The sequence below is a fragment of the Paenibacillus sp. FSL L8-0333 genome, assembly GCF_037965665.1.
Lineage (GTDB): Bacteria > Bacillota > Bacilli > Paenibacillales > Paenibacillaceae > Paenibacillus_AQ > Paenibacillus_AQ odorifer.
On sequence record NZ_CP150186.1, the window covers coordinates 3,596,815 to 3,615,852 of the forward strand.

The 19,038-nt window shown below is 43.8% G+C and carries 7 protein-coding genes and 1 pseudogene; 6 read left to right on the forward strand and 2 right to left on the reverse strand.

The genetic code is table 11. The annotated features are described in order from the left end of the window. Nucleotides 1-249: 249 nt before the first annotated feature. Together NYE72_RS16015 and NYE72_RS16020 are read left to right on the forward strand one after the other, a co-directional pair. Nucleotides 250-5,856, forward strand: a complete 5,607-nt coding sequence (locus NYE72_RS16015) for a hypothetical protein (RefSeq protein WP_076099124.1) — start codon at nucleotides 250-252, stop codon at nucleotides 5,854-5,856. Between the two features lie 112 nt (nucleotides 5,857-5,968). Beyond that, complete coding sequence (locus NYE72_RS16020; protein WP_179087750.1) at nucleotides 5,969-6,142, forward strand: hypothetical protein; 174 nt, start codon at nucleotides 5,969-5,971, stop codon at nucleotides 6,140-6,142. Between the two features lie 306 nt (nucleotides 6,143-6,448). Here the strand turns inward: NYE72_RS16020 and NYE72_RS16025 are convergent, their stop codons facing one another. Continuing rightward, complete coding sequence (locus NYE72_RS16025; protein WP_249267696.1) at nucleotides 6,449-7,165, reverse strand: discoidin domain-containing protein; 717 nt, start codon at nucleotides 7,163-7,165, stop codon at nucleotides 6,449-6,451. Beyond that, nucleotides 7,142-8,290, reverse strand: a pseudogene (locus tag NYE72_RS16030) (glycosyl hydrolase family 8); the annotation flags it as partial. The gene NYE72_RS16025 and the pseudogene NYE72_RS16030, both read right to left, overlap by 24 nt. A gap of 975 nt (nucleotides 8,291-9,265) precedes the next feature. On the opposite strand from NYE72_RS16030, the gene NYE72_RS16035 reads away from it, so the two are divergent. The 4 genes from NYE72_RS16035 to NYE72_RS16050 all read left to right on the forward strand — a co-directional run bounded on the left by NYE72_RS16035 (nucleotide 9,266) and on the right by NYE72_RS16050 (nucleotide 19,005). Next, entirely contained in the window at nucleotides 9,266-10,207 is a 942-nt protein-coding gene (locus NYE72_RS16035) for a hypothetical protein (RefSeq protein WP_076099121.1), read from the forward strand. Between the two features lie 109 nt (nucleotides 10,208-10,316). Next, nucleotides 10,317-17,114 (forward strand): stalk domain-containing protein, encoded by a 6,798-nt coding sequence (locus NYE72_RS16040; protein WP_339209986.1) that lies wholly within the window; start codon nucleotides 10,317-10,319, stop codon nucleotides 17,112-17,114. A 200-nt stretch (nucleotides 17,115-17,314) separates the two neighbouring features. Beyond that, on the forward strand, nucleotides 17,315-17,992 hold the full coding sequence (locus tag NYE72_RS16045) for a response regulator transcription factor (protein WP_036677049.1): 678 nt from the start codon (nucleotides 17,315-17,317) through the stop codon (nucleotides 17,990-17,992). Beyond that, nucleotides 17,989-19,005, forward strand: a complete 1,017-nt coding sequence (locus NYE72_RS16050) for a HAMP domain-containing sensor histidine kinase (RefSeq protein ID WP_339209988.1) — start codon at nucleotides 17,989-17,991, stop codon at nucleotides 19,003-19,005. The genes NYE72_RS16045 and NYE72_RS16050 overlap by 4 nt, the downstream gene beginning before the upstream one ends. Nucleotides 19,006-19,038 lie beyond the last annotated feature (33 nt).

The following is a 19,038-nucleotide window of genomic DNA, read 5'->3' on the forward strand; positions in this document are numbered from 1 at the left end:
GCAGTTGAGCGGCCAGTTATGATGTAGGTCTCTTTTTTAAAGGAAGACAAAGTCGTTTCTTCTTGCTTAAAATCTTATAAGAAATTCTTGAAATCAAAGAAATTTCACAGTTCTGTGACATGCTATGATAAAAACGACGGAGCGGGATTAGCCAGAAGGATACGGCTGATCGCTTCTTTATGATCTTCGAACAAAGGAGGGCTTTATTATTTTGAAAGCGTTATCAACTTAAGGGAGGCTGTGAGTTGTATGATAAAAAGGAAGCTGTTTTTCTTAATCGTTTTCATCGTGACGATATTAGTTCCTTTCAGCCTAGACGGAATAAGGACCGCTTATGCAGAGACCTTACCGTATAAGACGATTATCATCGATGACGGGAGCATCACGATCAATGATGTTGTGACACCTGATGTGGGTAACGAGAACAACGGATATTTGGCACCGAATTGGACCACAAGTACAGGGGTGAAGGGGTATGATAACTCCAGTTCCAAATATACGAGTACAGCAGGCAGAACGATATCATGGAATCCACGATTGGAAGCGGGAACGGCGAGAATTTCGTTATACAAGCTTAACTGGGAAGATAAAGCAGATAGCAATGTAAAAATTGAAATCGTCCACAATGGAACGACGGATGTTCTTTTTATGGATTTGAGACCTTCATTTGGCGCTTCTGTGGGATGGGTTGATTTGGGAGAGTACTATTTTTCCGGAGTGGGTAACGAATTCGTTAGATTAACTCGGTCTACCAGCACAACCAGCACGATACTTACTCGTGCAGATGCGGTCAAGTTCGAAGGTAATATTCAGCAAAAAGAACCTCATAAGACGATCATCATTGATGATGGAAGCATCACGATTGATGATGTCGTCACCACTGATGTAAATAACGCAAATAACGGATTCTCCGCTCCTGATTGGACTACAAGTACGGGAGTGAAGGGATATAATTATTCCAGTTCCAAATTTACCGATGCAGTAGGAAGAAGCATCACATGGAATCCGCGATTAGAAGCAGGGACGGCGAAAATTTCATTCAACAAGCTTGATTGGGCGGACAAAGCAGACAGTAATGTTAAAATCGAAATTGTTCACAATGGGATTACGGATGTCATGTTTATGGATCTGAGACCCTCGTCGGGACCATCGGCCGGATGGGTTGATTTGGGGTCATATTATTTCAGTGGTGATGATAGCGAATTTGTCAGACTGACTCGAACACAACCTACGACCGGAAAGATCATTACGCGAGCCGATGCGGTCAAATTTGAAGGGAATATCCGGCAGCAGGCTCCCCCGTTGCCTCCGCTGCGCAGCCGTACATTGGCGAATCTCAGTTACACGGAAAAAGGCAGCATCGAGAATGACGGCTATAAAGCAACCTTCTATGAAGCAGCTTGGGATGGTGGCAAATCCATCGTTCGTGATTTGTTCTACAAGGACGCGGATACGGAGAACTGGGTACCTGTCAATAATGTATCAGAAAGACTTGAAGAACAATGGGTCTTATTGGATGGGAATGCGGGGAGTCGTACCAATTACTACGATACGATGAACAAACACTGGATTACATTCGACGAGATCGACTTCCCCGACAGCCACACGGCGATATTAACCGATTCATCACATGAAAGCGATTACGATTTACAAGTGAACTGGTCTATGTCAGGGGACAAACCTGATGTTTCCTTCGCCTTTACACCTCGCAGGGATGGCAATTATGTAATCGGTTATCAGTCCTTCACAACAGAGCAAATCTCAGGTGTCAATGAAGTGTTAAATGGTTTCAGATCACACGCCAAAATGGTAGGTTCAGTGGAATCAACAAGCTTAAGGGAACTGAGCGCTCCGATGAGTCTGGTTGAGAAGAATGACGGTTCGGGGAATCCATTGACGTATGGGGTATTTGTACCGTCGGATGAGCTTCTGGTTGAATTTGAACCGACGGGAGGTGTTACGAAGCAAAGGCTCGGCATGAGCCTTGTCAACAACGAAGGCAGCATGCAGCCAATCTTGTATGCTCCTCAATTAGGGACCTATTCGCAAATGAACGCAGAAAGCACTTATCAATTTCATATGGGACTAATCGCTCAAAAAAGTAATTTGTATGAGTCCTACGCGGATATTCTTCGCAAAGAGTACGGTTATTCTGCATACCGTGAGAATGTATCAGATCAGTCGCTTACTGACGCGATGTTCAATATGATCGATTTACTTAAGATAGAGCCGCAAGGAGATGACTCTGTTGATTATGTCCCGTCACCCAGCGGGTGGTGGAGCCGTGCCAAGGGCTTCATTGACATCGAAAACGAGGATAGCGTTCGAACAAGCTCGAATGCGGTTCTTTTGGGGGCTTACTATTTGACTGGGGATGACCAGCTTTACGATACGAGAGCATTGCCGTCCGTCCAGTATGGCTTATCGCGAAATGGCATAGGTTGGTCGCCGACGCAGAAGCCAGTATACGGTGTGCCGTCATTATGGAAAATGGCAACCTTGCCGTTTGATTTTTCAAGCGTAGCCGCTGTCAATCAGATGATGGGTACTTCGGCAGGAATTGGGGCGCTAGCACAGGAAGAGTACCTCGTGCGTGATCCTGACCAGAAAGACCGCGGTCCTGTCATTCAGCCCCTGATGATGTATCGTATGACGGGAGATGCGCATTATTTACAGGCTGCCAAGGATGCAGCCGACAGCTATATCATGCAGCATATTGATACGCCTGCATCTGTTAATGTGAGTAAAAATGAGTTCATTTATTATTATAGCAAGCTGTGGATGGAGATCTTGGAGCTTTACGAGGAAACTCAGGATCCCAAATACTTGAATGCTGCTTATAAGGAAGCCAAACGGTATGCAACGATGTTCGTTGCTCGTCCGGTTCCTGAAGGTGCCGTTACGATTCCGCAGCCTGAGACGTATAATTACGCGGAGTCGTTCCATTGGCCGGAAAGTGGTAAATATCAATATCCTCGGATCAAGCTCCCAGAAGATGTAGCCGGAGGCGTACAAGCGGATAGTGAGCTTGTTTCTCCCAATGGATTGACGTTTGAAGCGGGAAGTACAACTGGCTATTATCGGATGAATGCTCAGGAAGCTCCATTCATGCTGAGATTGTCGCTCTATACAGGTGATAAACTGCTGCAGGATATTGCTCATAATGCGGTTATTGGTCGGTATTCCAGTTATCCAGGTTATTACTATAAGGGCTTCGCCGTTAGCCAACTTGAACCAGAGTTTCCTCTGGAAGGCCCAAGCGGGGCTACATCTATCTATTATCACCATATACCGGGACAACTCGGGCAAACTATGGATTATTTGATCAGCGAACAATCGTTGAAATCGAATGGTAGTATTACATTCCCTACTGTATTTGAAACTAATTTTTTATGGTTCAAATATCACCTCTATGGAAATAAACCAGGTCATTTTTACGGTAATTCCGACGTTTGGCTCTGGATGCCCAAGGGGATTATTAAGACCAACCATCCTCAATTGAACTGGATAACGGGAGAGAGCGGGAATAAATTCTACATCGGGTTAAGCAACGAATCGTCAGCTGAAGTCCAGACTCCTATCGAATTGAATGCGCAAATCATTGGGTTCAACCCGGCACAAGATTATACCGTAACCATCATCCGCGACAATGGCACACCAGAGCAAACGGTTATGAGTGGCGGAATCATTCAAGCCACGGTTTCAAGCAAGGGAATAACCGCTATCATTGTAGAAGGACTCAACATTGATGTGCCGCTGCACCAGGTCAGAACTGCTGATACATCGGAGGCAAGCTATTTCTTCGATATCCACAGCCCTATAGATGCGGTTAAAGGTATGCTGATCGTCAAGCCCGACGAAACGGCCTATGATGCTTATGTGCAGGCAAAAACGACAAAACCAGCGACGATCCATTATTCCTTGGATGGCGGGGCGACGTATACGACGATTCCAGATACGATTTATCCGATGGAATGGTCGATACGGGTAAACGATTTATCCCAAACCTTCACTTATTATGTGGAATCGGACGGGAAACAGACTCGCAAGCGGACACTCTATTTGCCTGATCAGGTACAAGAAACTCCGGTTCAACCGGATTGGCAGAAGGGTTCATCGATCATTGTGGATAATACGGAGGCGGAGACAGAAGGCGTCTGGATACGGGATACAACCGCTAACGACTATTACTATGATAACTATGTGTACGCCAAATCGGCTGCCGGCACAGCGACAAGCAGAATTAAATGGCAGCCTGAGCTGCCGGAAAGTGTTACTTACAGTGTGTATTACAAGCTTCCGCAAATAACCGCTACAAGTGAAAATTGGGCAACGAATGCCTCATTTACCGTTTATTATAGTGGAGGCTCCGAGACGGTTACCGTTGATGAGACAACGGCCAATGGGACTTGGGTGCACCTGGGAGATTATCCTTTTGCAGCAGGCTATAGCGGATATGTCGAGTTAACCAATAAGGCCAACAAGTCACGGGTAGTTGCCGATGCGATGATGTGGGTCGATCCAAAAAGTATGCCGCAATTGGAGTCTGTGGTGATCCTGTCGGATCGGAGTGAACTGCAAATGACTCAAACCGCACAACTAAGCGTGACCGGCTATTTGGATAACGGTCTGATTGGTGATCTATCACAGGCAAATGTGCAATATTTCGTTGATCGAACCGATCTGGCTGAAGTGGACAGTAGCGGTATGTTGACCCTTCTAAGTCTCGACGGAGAAACGGATCATATTGAGGTATGGGCCACTGTAACGATTGACGGGGTGACCTTAACAACGCCGTCTTTGACAATTGCGATCAGGGACTTAACGGTTATTGTCGACAGCACGAATACGACTGGGTTATACACGACAGAAGGATCTTGGAGCCAAAGCAATTTAGCCGGATACAAAATTGGGGTTAAGTCCCGTTACTCTACCGTGCAAGGATCATCAGCGACGTGGAAAGGCCAGTTCCCAGAGGGGAAATATACGGTCTCCATCTACAAGCTCGTCCATACGACGGCAAACGATAATTATGTCAAAGTAGAAGTGAAGCATCAGTCGGTTACCGAGGTCACGTATATTGATGCAACCGTCGGCTCCTCAGGTTGGGTTAATCTAGGAACGTTCGACTTTACTGGAGACGGCAGCGAGTATGTTCGTCTAACCAGGGTTACTCCGACAACGGTAGATCCGCCAACTCTACCTGCCGATATGATTTATACGAGGGCTGATGCAGTCAAGTTCGAACGGCATTCCGTTAGCCCGGAATTGCTTGCAAATGGGGTGCCAGGTAAACCGGCACTTTCGAATAATAGCGGTGTTGCCACAGGCATAAATGATGGCAATTACGAAGTTACGATGAATATGTGGTGGGGAAACAATGGCTCACTGTATAAGTTGTACGAGAATGGCCAATTGATCCAAACGAAGTCACTGGCCGATGTTTCGCCTGCTGCCCAGACTTCCATTATTCCTATTCAAGGAAAGCCGAATGGAACCTATGTGTATACATGTGAGTTATCGAATTTGTATGGAACGACTTCATGTGATCCACACACCGTCACCGTGACTGAGGCGAATCCCGGCAAACCTGTGTTGTCTAGTGACAACTGGGATCAAGATGGGGACTATAACATTACTGCTAATATGTGGTGGGGCACGAACGCAGCACAATATCGATTATATGAAAATGGCGAACTCATTGAAACGCAATCTTTATCTTCACAAACACCAAGTGCTCAATCGGCCATTACACAAATCTCAGGGAAAACTCCTGGCATTTATCAATATCACTGTGAGTTTATGAATGGAAGTGGAACTACGGAAAGTGATACTATACAGATTATTGTAAAATAAACCTATGAGCTGAGTGGATGAGAACGATCCATTCGGCTTTTTATTTCTAGGAATTTAGTATTGAATTATGCAAAACACTTGTAAAACGATGATGTAAGAAGACAGTACATTTTTGGAACATATGCCGGAGCATCCGATCGTATTTAATCTAATCTTTCAAAGCTCACAACTGGGTGATATTTACACGATACTGCTCATGCTAGATCAGCAGGGCGATATCAGCCAACCGTATTATTTTGAACGTGAGATGTGCCAGATTAAAAAATATAACTATGTGCATCCTTGAAAAATCAATTACGGCTTTGATCGGCCCCTCCGGTTGCTGGAAATCAACCTTGTTGCGAACGATAAATCGAATAAATGAACAAGATCAGGATATGAGAGTGGAGGGAGGCATCCAGATTTCGGGATATTTAATCTTTAATAAAGAGATACGAGCAAATGTCGCAATGGAAATGGTTCTTATTCTCCTATAATCGAAATGAAGTCCATATAGCTGCACATCCAGTGATAATACGGTTTATAGAACCGTCGCTGCCCTAAGCAAAAGTAACAAAGCCTGACGGATTCATATCCGCCAGGCTTTGTTCAATTAAGAGCCGTAAACCTCGAAATCGAATATTGAATATCCGTATACGGTCCCTCTAGCAGTACACAGCACTCTGACGTAACGTCCGCTATTTGCGGTAAATGTAATATCGTCAATAGAACCATTACCGGTCGTTGTTACGTAAGTATCCGTCCATGTTGTTGCGTCGTTAGACACCTGAACTTTGTAGCCTTTAGCGTAAGCATCTTCCCAATTCAACTTGACGCGGTTCACACTTTGGGTTGCACCCAGATCGACGTAAATCCATTCATTGTTGCTTCCTTCCATGCTCGCCCAACGGGTAGTGGAGTTGCCGTCTGTTGCCTTGGAAGCTTCAAATCCTGCACCTTCGATAGAGCTGGCTACCGCTGTCTTACCTAGCGCAAGGTTGGTGTTGTCAGGAGAAGTTGCACTTGTAGTTGCTGTTGCGGTATTGCTGTTAGCAGACAGGTTGCCTGCGGCATCGACAGCTTTCACCGTATAGCTGTAAGCTGTCGATGCGGTAAGTCCGGTATCGCTGAAGGATGTGTCTGTAGGTGCGCCTACTTCCACGCCGCCACGGAAAACCCGATAGCCTGTTACACCGACATTATCTGTGGAAGCAGTCCAACTCAGATTAATTTGGCTGCTTGAAGCTGCTGTTGCGGTCAGATTCGTTGGATCCGAGGGAGCTTGTGCATCCGCTGCACTGTAGGTAGGCTTCCACCAGTTCCCCGAGATGAACAGTAGGTTCAGCATGTTAAAGGAGTCGCTGAAGTAACTTTCCTTTTTGTTCTTCATCCAGTCCCAACCGGCATTGACCCAAGCTTGATGCGTGCTGGTAGTCGTCGCTGCGGAGATGAAAGGCGCTACGAATACCGCTGTTGCATAAGTACCGCGATTCGAACCGTTCAGTTGGTAACCGTCCTTCACATTGTTCGGATTGTTGCCTGTTTTTCCTTTGATCCATACCACCATTTTATTAGCGATATCCTTACCGCGGGTATCTCCGTACAAGGCGTAATCCATTACGATCCGAAGTGGTACACGGCTTGCATTGTAGTTGTATTCATTTGTTTCAGGGAACTCTTCCAAATAGTTTGGGGGAGCCGGCTTAGGCGGGTTGCCTACCACGAAGTCCGATATCAGACCTGTGCTAGACGAATAAGCTGCTGTAAATTGGCTGTATACGTTATACAGATTGTTGATGACACTTAGCCAAGTTGAATCTCCAGTTACTTCATTGAAAGCCCGTAGATGGCTGAGCATCCAGTCGGAGGGACGGGTATTCAAGGCGCTCTTCGTATCCCAGTCACCAAGGTTCAGCCTGTTGTTAGTTGTCACATTGCTAAGCTTAATAGCGCCAATCATCTTTTTGGCTTCAGCCAAATAATTGATCGTTCCGGTCGAGCCCCATTGGCGATCAGCTAGAATAAGGGAGTAAGCGATATCGAGGTCCCCGTCTGTTGCCGAACCGAAGTGCCCTTGAGCCCCAGTACTATCTGCTACTACCCATCCCATCAGGTTCGGGTTGTTAGAGCTCTTGAACGCTCTAGCCGTTTTGAACAAACCGTCATAGATTGTTCTGGAATTCGTATCGTAACCGGCCATAAGCACGGTAATGACCATACCGTATCCTTGGCCTTCCGATGTGCCTAGCGGATCGAAGCCGTCCGCTTCGCCAGTAATGTCACCTTTTACATAGTATCCTCCAGGCAGCGAGGACAGGTTGTTTTTAAGATAAGTAGCCTTCCAGTAGTCATAGTAGGAAGCTACAGAACTATTCAACGAGGATTGACTGACGTGGTTTGGTTTAATGATACCCGGATAGCTGACTTGTTGAGGAAACGGTTTCAATTCACCCGCTCCATGAGCTTTTGGTTGAAGCGGTGCAGGTGCGGCTAATGTCGATAGAAGCATAACCGCCGAAAGCATAACAAGTAACATCACTTTCATTGTGCCTGAGGTCGATTTCAATGAGTACATAAAAATTCCTCCTTAAGTGATGGTTAGTTTAATTAACGTCAATGAATTCTCCTTCCCTATAGAATGATCTCCAAAGTAAAACGCTTAACAATAAGTGCTACACACGCTTATAATGTTAAAGCGCTTTAACTTTAGGGCGGAAGTGACATTTACTTATATGCTGAAAAAGATTTGGAGATACGTGCTTCATTAGGGAATCATCGCATCCTCAACGTTACTATTAACACTTTCATTGTGCCCGAGGTCGATTTCAATGAGTGCACAAAAATTTCTCCTTAAGTGACGGTTTTTAATTAACGTCAATGAATCCTCCTTCCCTATAGTCTGATCTCCAAAGTAACACGCTTAACAATAGATGTTATTTAAGCCTATAAAGTTTAAGCGCTTTAACTTTAGGGCGAAAGTGACATTTGACTTATATGCTGAAGAGATTTGAAGATATGCGCTTCAATAGGAAATCATCGCATCCTCAACGTCACTTTTCACCTATAGGTAGAAATTGCTAACCCAGCAGCATTACTTATGCTCAAATGTATCACAACTATTTTCGCCGTGTCTAGGTGTTTGTGAATAAAATTTAAAAATTAATATCCATAAATAAAAGCGTTTACACCAAACGACAGTTCCTTTTTAAGATATTGATCCCCTAGTACACACAAAGTTGCGAACTAGGACTGTTTTTTTATAAGTCAAATTTGTTCTAATTCAGTCTAAATAAGCGCTTACATTAGGGGGTGGCTAAACTTACAATAATGTCTAACCATTTAAATTTGGGAACTTCTCCTGCAACGGGGAAGAATTTCACTGTCATGGCTTTCATGCAAAGCTAGGTTGAATATTGGAAAGGGGGCTGTCATGGGGATTACAAGACGAAAACCAACAGTGATTATCTTGTTTACCGCTCTGATTGTTCTTGCTTTACTCATGTTGGGCTTAACTAACAAAAAGGCGGAGCTGCCTGAAAACTGGATATTTACCGTAGATGGATATGCAGTAACAGAGGAAGAATTTCATTTCTATGTAACAGAGCAAAGAGCTGTAACAGCAGACTATTTCTTCAGAACTTATGGGGCTCAAGTAGATGAGGGCTTCTGGACACGTAAATACGGCAAAAATCATGAAACCCCCTCTGAATACGCCAAAAATTCTGCGATGACTGCATTGCTAAAAACCAAGCAGGAGCAGTTTATTGCAGATGAGCGGGGGATCGCCCCTTACAAAAGCTTTGATGAGCTAGAATCCGACATGGATGATGAAAATGTTAAGCGAGCTAAGATGGATGATTCAGGAGAGACATACTATGGGCTGCCTCAGTTTGATTTATATCAATACATGCAATATTTAAGTGGCGCCCGTTGGCCGGATTTGGTAGAAACCCAGGTTAAGAAAACGAAAATGAGCAACGCGGAGTTACAAGTTGAGTATGCATCAAAAAGTGCGGAATATACTCGTGTTGCTGATAAATTAACGGCTGCGTTAGCGACAACGGGGCAGGCCAAGAAAGAGAAAGTGCTAAATCGTTTGGATATATCCAAAGAAGATACCGAGTCTCTTAAGTTCTGGGAGTCATTAGCTGCTGCTTCTGTAGGTGAGACAGTAATCGGTAAATATATGGACGAGGATGTCATTGCCACATTAATCACAAAACCGGAAATCACCAAGCTTAAACTGGAAGAAGTGAAAGATTCCATTATATACGAATGGGCGGAATCTGACTTGCGAGCGTTAATAACAAATACGAATAAGTTGAAGATCGTGTATAACGGTAATCGATTCAGTGAATTAGTAGTGAACTAGAATAGTTAGTTTTTAAGTTTATAAAAATCTTTGTCTATTGAGATTTCCATAGATACAGATTTTTTTATAAAGTATAAATTTATTAATTTCAAAGGGAGGAAATTTTGGAATGATACGATCGAAATGGATGCAAAAAGCTTTGTCGATAGTTACGGCAACAACGTTGGCATTCCCTGGTCTGTTCGGCTTGGCGCCTTCATCTGAAGTATCAGCTGCGGGAGGGGGCGAATCTTTTGACTCCGTTGTACTAGAATTGACACAAGCCGCAGGTCAGGCAGGCAGGGTAAATCTTTCCTATAAAGGTTCGCCTTTAAGCAGTCTGGTTAAAGGACCGGTTATTGACGAGGTAAGTTATGATTCCAGCAATTCGCATCTTTTAACTGTTAATAATCAGGGTAACATTACTTTATCTAACGGTTATACATTTGCGTCGCCAGGTGCCCCGGGCGTCCCGGTGACAATCACGGCCACGGCAGGTTATTACCCTGACTCAGAAGTGTTATTCATGGAGGACTTCGAGAACAACAATGGTCCGATGACATCTATGAGCAAATTAGGCTCGTCCTTCACGCTGTCCGATGCACAGTCCCGCTCTGGATTGAAAGCGATTACACCATCGGATGATACGAATAATGAAAAGGTAGCCCAGGACGTGGCATTGCCGGCTGGCAGCAATTATAAGATGACGGCATGGTATTTTGACCCGTATCCTAATGAGGAGAAGACTGCGACGGATAGAACGCAATTTGCTATTGTAGATGGCAAAAATGCCACCTTTGCCGGGACATTCTATCAAAGTTCAGAGGCTGATGTTATTCATAACCCGACGAAATATACTTGGGCTTATGAACCATCATCAGCGGGTACAGCAGGCAACCGTTGGAAAGATAGCGGGGCTTTACGTTCCACAGGCTGGCATAAATTCGAGTGGCTTATTACACCGAATGGTGCGACGTTACAAATAGACGGAACATTAATATCCGATTCAGCGCAAAGTGATATTTACAAAGCTATGAAGAGCGGTACAACCATTCAGCCTAAAATAGCTGGAGGATGGAATAGCCAGTCAGGGAACAAAGCTTATATTAAAAATAAACATCTAATTGACGATTTTTATGTTGTAAAAGATGTGGCTACAACAACAGGTACCAGAACATTAACAGTGAATTTGGTACCTCCCGGCGGATTGCCAAATTTAGAAATAATCACTCAGCCAACAAGGGCAGAAGTGAAACAAAGTGAGACAGCAACATTTAGCATTACGGCATCAGCCGCTGCTACTGCTTATCAATGGTATGTATCTGATGACGAGACTGGCTTGAGCGGGACAAAAGTCAGCGGAGCTGATAAGGCAGTATTAACACTTTCCAATGTGGACGCAGCTTCACAACAAGGCAATTTTTATTATTGCGAAGTCTCCTCGGCAGAGGGAGTTGTGGTGAAATCCCATGCTGTACCGTTGTTGATAACCACCAATACGCAGGTGAATGCACCAATTAATCCAAGGCTTGACTCGGATACGGGTATTTATAATGGCGCTTCCAATTACGGCGATACCCTTGTAACACTGTTCAAAGACGGTGGACCTGTTGGTTATTATTTATCGAAAAATGGGGGTCCCGACCAGCCTAACAATCATGAAAGGCATCATGTTCTGCCCTATGCAAGGGCACTGGGAGTGGGCAACTACACTGTTACAGCTATTGTCATAAATAATGCGGGAGATATCAGTGAAGAAGTTGCAGCATCCGGAATATTGAAAATCGAGAAATTGCCTACACCGGCAAATGCCAGATGGAACGGCACATACGCTACATGGGATCGCGTCGCTAAAGCATCTGCCTATTCGGTTCAACTCTTCAGTAATGGAGTGGTTAATGGAAGCCCGATTGCAGCGACAAGCAATGATACGGCTTTGTCTCCGACTTTAAACGATACCTTTAAAGTAAAGGCAAACGGCAACGCAACGTCACGATTCTTGGACTCTGATGAATCAGGGGAGAGTGCACAATATTCAGCGAACATTGCGCTAATTCGCCAGAACGATACATTACGGGCAGGAGATAGAACGCGGTTAATGGTTGACACAGCTGATGTGTTCGTTGCTGATAACATCAGCTTCAGTCCGGCGGATCAAGACAAGAATAAGATTGAAGTTGATGATGCCGGATTCGTGACGGTTAAGAAAGGTTATATTCCGACAGGGAACGAAGAAGTTACTGTACATGTGAGCGTTGATTACTTCAATAAGGCTGACACTAAATTTTACGATGGATTTGAAGGGGAGAAGAAATTTTCAAATGGTGCGAACGGATATATTCACAGCGATGTGATGTCCCGTACCGGAGGAAAGGCCGCGACATCAAGCGGCGCCGGTCAGGTGGCGACTGTTCCAGGAACCTATAATTACGCCCCTGCAACCGGTAAGACAACAATCGTTACTGCTTGGTACTATGATGATGGCAGAGCGGCTTCCAATGACCACGCTGTCTTTGGCTTAACCCCATCGTCCAATGAACATATCGCAATAAATTATGGCAATGGAGATGGTGACTGGACGGCAAATCTGACCAATTACGCAGTCAGACCCGGTTCATCCGGGAGATTCTATCCTGTAGATGTCAAGCGAAGTGAAGGCTGGCATAAATTTCAATGGTTCGTTACATCAACAGGAACAACCTATAAAATTGACGGACAAGACATTCAAAGGCAATCAACAGATGGCGGAAATTTTGATACCCTAGTCAAGAACAATATTTCCAAGATCGATGCATTGCAGCTTGCTACGAACTGGGGCAACAAGGCTGGAACGGTTAAGGATATACAGAACAGGCACTTTATCGATGACGTATATGTTATCGATAGTGGAATAACAGCCCAAACCGGAACATCTTCTATTACGCTAAAGCTTTTGCCCAAAGAGTATAGCCACTTGGAAGACAGCACATATGTTATGGGTCTGGACGACTATAATATCACCGTAAATCCTGATTTAGCAGATCTAGCTGGAGTGGAGATCGGCGCTGTAACACTGCAGCGGGATGTGGATTATACGGTTAGCGGTAATGTATTGAAAATTAACAAAGAATCATTCGCAAGAAATAATATCGTGCCGGGGAAATATACCGTTAGACTTGATCTGTATCCTGCCGAAATCACATTCGAGTTGAACATTGTACCCCTTGAAGTCCGTGATTATTATTTCTCCAATAACGGTGACGATCATGCAGATGGACGCACACCGGCTACAGCATGGAAATCAATCTCCAAAATTAATGAATATGTATTTATGCCAGGTTCAACCATTTATCTGGATGCGAATAGCGTATGGAATGAACAAATCAGACTGCGTGGCAATGGTGAGGAAGGAAATCCGATTACGCTTACAAAATATAATACGACCGACCCTAATCAACGCCCGGTAATTAATGGTGGAGGAACAGCGTCGAGCCCATCTGGCATTTCCTTAAACGGTACCATTGAGTTATATGACGTTAACTATTGGATTGTCAGTGGAATTGAAGTAACGAACATCGGCAATGCGGCAGGTGACGGCCGTTCCGGTATCGCTGTAATGTCACGGATTTCCAAGCTGGGACAAGGACAGTTTAATATTCAAGATTATGCTGATGCTCGTATGCAAGGAATCGTCATTCGAGATAACTATGTTCATGATGTTAATGGGCTGCACCAAGCAAATGGAGCAAGTAAGGTATCCGGCGGCATCATTATTAATGGCTATGTAGATATATTGGTTGAAGGCAACAAAACCCTTCGTTGTGATAACGAAGGTATTCGCAATAATGCCTACGGGCCAAGCAATCCAGGGACTAATAACACAGGCATTACTTGGAGTAACTCAAGCTATCCTTGGGCATCCAACGCTGTGTTTAGAAACAACTGGGTTTCTAGTTCGGTTGGAGATGGCATTGTCATGTCCGGCGGGAACAACTCCCTTGTGGAACGAAATGTGGTCACAGACAATGGTTATAGCTATTTAAGCGATAAGAGCGGCAATCTGGTTACGAACTGGGGTCCAAATAATACAACACCAACATATCTAGGTTCGCAAAACTATGCAGCAGCGTGGATTATGGCAAGTAAAGGCACCATCTTCCGCTATAATGAAGCTGTGGATAACCCTTATCATGCAAGTAATGACGGTATGGCTTGGGACATTGACAACTATTGTCAGGACAATGTGTATGAATACAATTACAGCCGAAATAACTATGGTGGTTGGTACTTACAGATGAACGCTGCCAAGGGCAATATCGTTCGTTATAATATTAGCGTGAACGACGGCCGCAGCCCGGATTTTAACAAGAGTTTTAACAGTCTAATATTGCTTGCAGGAGGTTCTTCAACGAGCGAGGAATTAAGTGGCTTATACTATAACAATGTTATCGTCACACCATTGAAGAATAGCAGTTCGTTAGTATTTGACCCGACAGCCTCCAACTTGCACATTTATTTCCAAAATAATATATTTGCCTACACTGGGGCAAACAACCAGGTTGGTCTGAAAGGCGGGGGAACATCAGCTCCATTTGCAACCGGACGGTTTACAAACAACATTGTATATCCGGCTAATCTTTTTGGCAGTATGAACGCAGGTGGAGGCGGATATCTAGGTGCAGGCGTAACAGCAACAGACAACCGCTATGTAACGGAAGAGGAACTAAATTCTATATTAAATGATTATAAATCTGCGCCGGAACATTGGATTACCAACAGCGGAACAGTGGATGCCAAGCTTGATTACAGTGCGATGAACGGGTTCCGTCTTGCTGATGGTAATAACCTGGCCTATGGTGCAGGTGCCGAGATTGTAAGCCCATATGTGGATCGGGCGAACGCTCTGCCTCATATGACGAAGAGAACAGACTTCTTCGGCAATCCACTTAGCGGAAGAACGCCTTCCATCGGCGCGCACAACCCTTATGCGGTAACTTTTGATTCCAATGGTGGCAGCGAAGTTGCGATGAAGTTCGCTGATATGGGCGGGACAATTACCGAGCCAACAGCGCCAACAAAAGAAAAAACTGTTTTCGGCGGTTGGTATCAAGATACAGGATTAAACGATGCCTGGAATTTCGTTGCTGATCCTGTTACAAGGGATATTGGATTATATGCGAAATGGGTTGAAGACGCAGGTACGGCACCAACGATTACGACGAATTCGCTTGCGGATGGCAAGGTCGGACAACCTTATTCGGCAGTTCTTACGACTGAAGGCGATAAGCCTATCAAATGGGCCGTTGTAGAGGGACAATTACCATCAGGATTGAGCTTGGATGAAGATGCAGGTGTTATCTCTGGTACACCGGATCAGTGGGGTCAATTTACGTTCAAAGTTCAAGCAAATAATGACGCAGGCAGTGACACAAAACCTTTCAATATAGTGATCACTGAAGATGTCTCAGTTGACACAGCTCCGGGGATTATCACTAAGAATTTGCCAAGCGGAAAAGTTGGACAACCGTATACGGTAACACTAGCGGTATATGGCAGCGAACCGATTACTTGGAAGGTCCAGGAAGGAGATTTGCCAGTAGATTTGAACCTAGATGAAGCAACAGGCGTTATCTCGGGTACGCCTCAAGAGACAGGATATTACGAATTCACGGTTGCAGCAACGAATGACTTTGGTATAGATGAGCGAGTATTGAGCATCGAGATTAAAGAGGATAAGCCAGTTGTTACAGCTCCGGAGATTATCACTAAGAATTTGCCAAACGGCAAAGTTGGACAACCGTATACGGTAACATTAGCGGTTTACGGCGACAAACCGATTACCTGGACAGTGAGTGATAATTATTTACCTGCTGGGCTGAATCTAGAAGGAGCTACGGGTGTTATTTCAGGCGTGCCTACTGAAGCGGGAACTTACAAATTCAATATTACGGCTTCCAATTATGCAGCTATGGATACGATAGAGTTAACTATTGTAATTACTACAAATGACAGTGGTGGCAATAATGGCAATAACAATGGCGGCAATTCAAATGGCCACAGCAGTACGCCGACTCCTTCGCCAGAGTTATCAGTAGCGGAGCGTATTGATGCTACAATCAAAGAGAAGCTGAAGAAGGGCAATTCCATTGAATTGACGATGTCAGCCGGAAAAGATGAGCTTGAGATTCAAAGCGATACGATCGGTGCGATTATTAAAGCTGACAAACCGCTAATCGTTACGAATGACACCTTATCTGTTGAATTGTCCGCTGAATTGTTGAAGCAATTGAATACAGGAAAGCGGATGAAGGTTGTTATTAAACCTGTAGATGAAAGAGACGGAGCTATAGGGCGGGGATATGAATTGAAGATCTTCGCGGATGGCCGGGAAGTAACGGATTATACAGGGCTTATACCCGTAATCTTCGATCTGTCAAAAGAGAAGTTGTCGACAAACGATCTTAGCATGTTATGCGGTGTCATGCTTCGATTGAACGGTAATATGGAACGTTTAGGCGGCAACTATGACCATGAGACAGGTAAATTTACCTTCAAGGCAAAAGGACTAGGCTATATCTTCGTTACAACCAAGCCTGAACCTGTGAAATTGGAATTCACTTTAGGGAAGACAGGGTATAAATTAAACGGAATCGAAATGAGTATGGATGTTGCTTCGATGGTAGTTAAAGGCAGAACGTTAGTGCCACTGCGCTTCGTTGCTGAGAGCTTAGGAGCAAATGTAAGCTGGGATAACGTTATGAAAACCGTAATGATTACCTTGAAAGGTCAGACTTTGTCGATTAAGATCGGTGAACTTGCACCAGGAATGGATGTAGCAGCTGAACTTGTAAACGGTCGTACTATGCTCCCATTACGTTTCATTGCTGAGTATTTTGGTGCAAATATATTCTTCGATAATACTTCGAAATCTATTAGTATCATGAAGTAGTATTCCTAAAATTAGCAGCTACGCACGAAACCCTCTAACATGCACTGTATGTTAGAGGGTTTTCTAGTGTGCGCCAGGCATGGACGATAACTTGGCAGTGAAAGTCCGCACGAACTATATAATTGTCTTAACTGGAAACAATTCTTTAGATTGTGTTAATCTGTCTAATAGTGAACTCGATTTAGAGAGAGGGAAGTTACTTGAAAAGAAACGTGTTATATATTGAAGATAATGAGAAGATAGGCAGTTGGGTAAAGGAAGAATTGGAACAACGAGGATTTTCAGTACAATGGCTACTTTCTGGTGAAGGAGCTGAAAAAGAAGTGAATCAGCATGAAATCGTTATTTTGGATATCATGTTACCCGGTTTAGATGGATTTACTGTGGGAAAACGATTAAAAAAGGCAGCTCCTGTTGTTCCAATTTTGTTGTTAACTGCTCGAACATCGATAGATGATAAGGTAGAAGGGTTACAATTTGCTGATGACTATTTAACGAAACCATTCCATACGGATGAATTAGTTGCTAGATTAGAAGTATTAATCCGTCGAAAGGGCGGAACACATTCCGAACGTATTTCATTAGGGAAATATATTGAAGTAGATCCAGAAGTTCAAATGGTATTTGACAAACACACAGGAGAAGAAATTATATTGACAGGGAAACAACATCATATTTTGATGTACTTCTTACGCCATCCTAATCAAGTTTTACCAAAAGAACAAATCTATGAAGCCATCTGGGAAGAAGCTTATATAACAGGTGATAAAACATTAATGGTACATATCCATCGACTGCGCCAAAAGCTGGAACGTCATCCAGACTCCCCAGAGATTATTGAAACGTTGAAGGGAATAGGCTATCGGGTGAAACTATGAAACAGACTAAATCATTATTTCGTCGTTTTCTAAAAGGACATTTTCTATTTATCTTTTCACCTCCGATCGTACTTATTTTCTTATCTGCGTTCATTGAGTCTCCTATTAATGGTGAAGAACTGAATGCGTTAAATCTATTTTACGTTGTACTACTTTTGTTTGGTTTTATTATTGTCGCATTTGTGGTAATCTCTTGGATTTTCTTCTTGAGACTTCGTAAACGTCTCACCCACTTACAGGAAGTCATGTCATTTTCCGCTAATCATAACTCATTTCCTAAACCAATATCTGTTCAAAGTGATCGTATGGATGAAATAGACCAGTTAGGCAGTTCTTTTAATTGGATGATTCAACAGCTTGAAGACAGTCGCAAGCGAGAACATGAAGAGGAATTGTTACGACATCGACTCATCGCGAATTTATCTCACGACTTACGAACACCGCTTACCATTTTGAGAGGACATGTCACCCGATTAAATAAAGAATCAATGAGTCTAGAAGGACAAAACTCATTATCAGAGATGAACCATACGATTACTAGAGTCGGAGAACTAATGGATGATTTACTTTCCTATACATTGCTTACATCAGGAAAACATCCTTTTGAGCGCACTTCAACAGATATTGGACGTTTAGTAAGAGCATCTGTTGCTGCGTGGTATCCTGTATTTGAAGAAAAAGAAATCCAGATCGAGGTTGATTTACCGACAGAGGCGACTTTTTATTGGGAAGCAGATCCTAAATGGATGACACGGGTTCTTGATAATTTATTTCAGAATATTCTTCGACATGCAGCAGAGGGGAAATATGTAAGCATTGGGGTTGATGTAGAAAAAGAACAGATCATTGTTGCAGACAGAGGTCCAGGTATGGATAACTCTTCCTATGAGCGTGGGGCGGGGATTGGTTTATCGACTTCAAATTATATGTTAAAAAAAATGAAACTGAAAGCTGACTTTACATCAAATGAAAATGGCACAAGAGTAGCTATTGGTAGAGAGAGCTTAACCTAAAGTTAACCCAGAAGTAAATAGCAGGATAACCGA

Excerpts from the sequence above, each read along its gene's own strand:
- NYE72_RS16015 (WP_076099124.1), top strand. The coding sequence starts at position 250 with ATGATAAAAAGGAAGCTGTTTTTCTTAATCGTTTTCATCGTGACGATA.
- NYE72_RS16035 (WP_076099121.1), top strand. The coding sequence starts at position 9,266 with ATGGGGATTACAAGACGAAAACCAACAGTGATTATCTTGTTTACCGCT.
- NYE72_RS16040 (WP_339209986.1), top strand. The coding sequence starts at position 10,317 with ATGATACGATCGAAATGGATGCAAAAAGCTTTGTCGATAGTTACGGCA.
- NYE72_RS16050 (WP_339209988.1), top strand. The coding sequence starts at position 17,989 with ATGAAACAGACTAAATCATTATTTCGTCGTTTTCTAAAAGGACATTTT.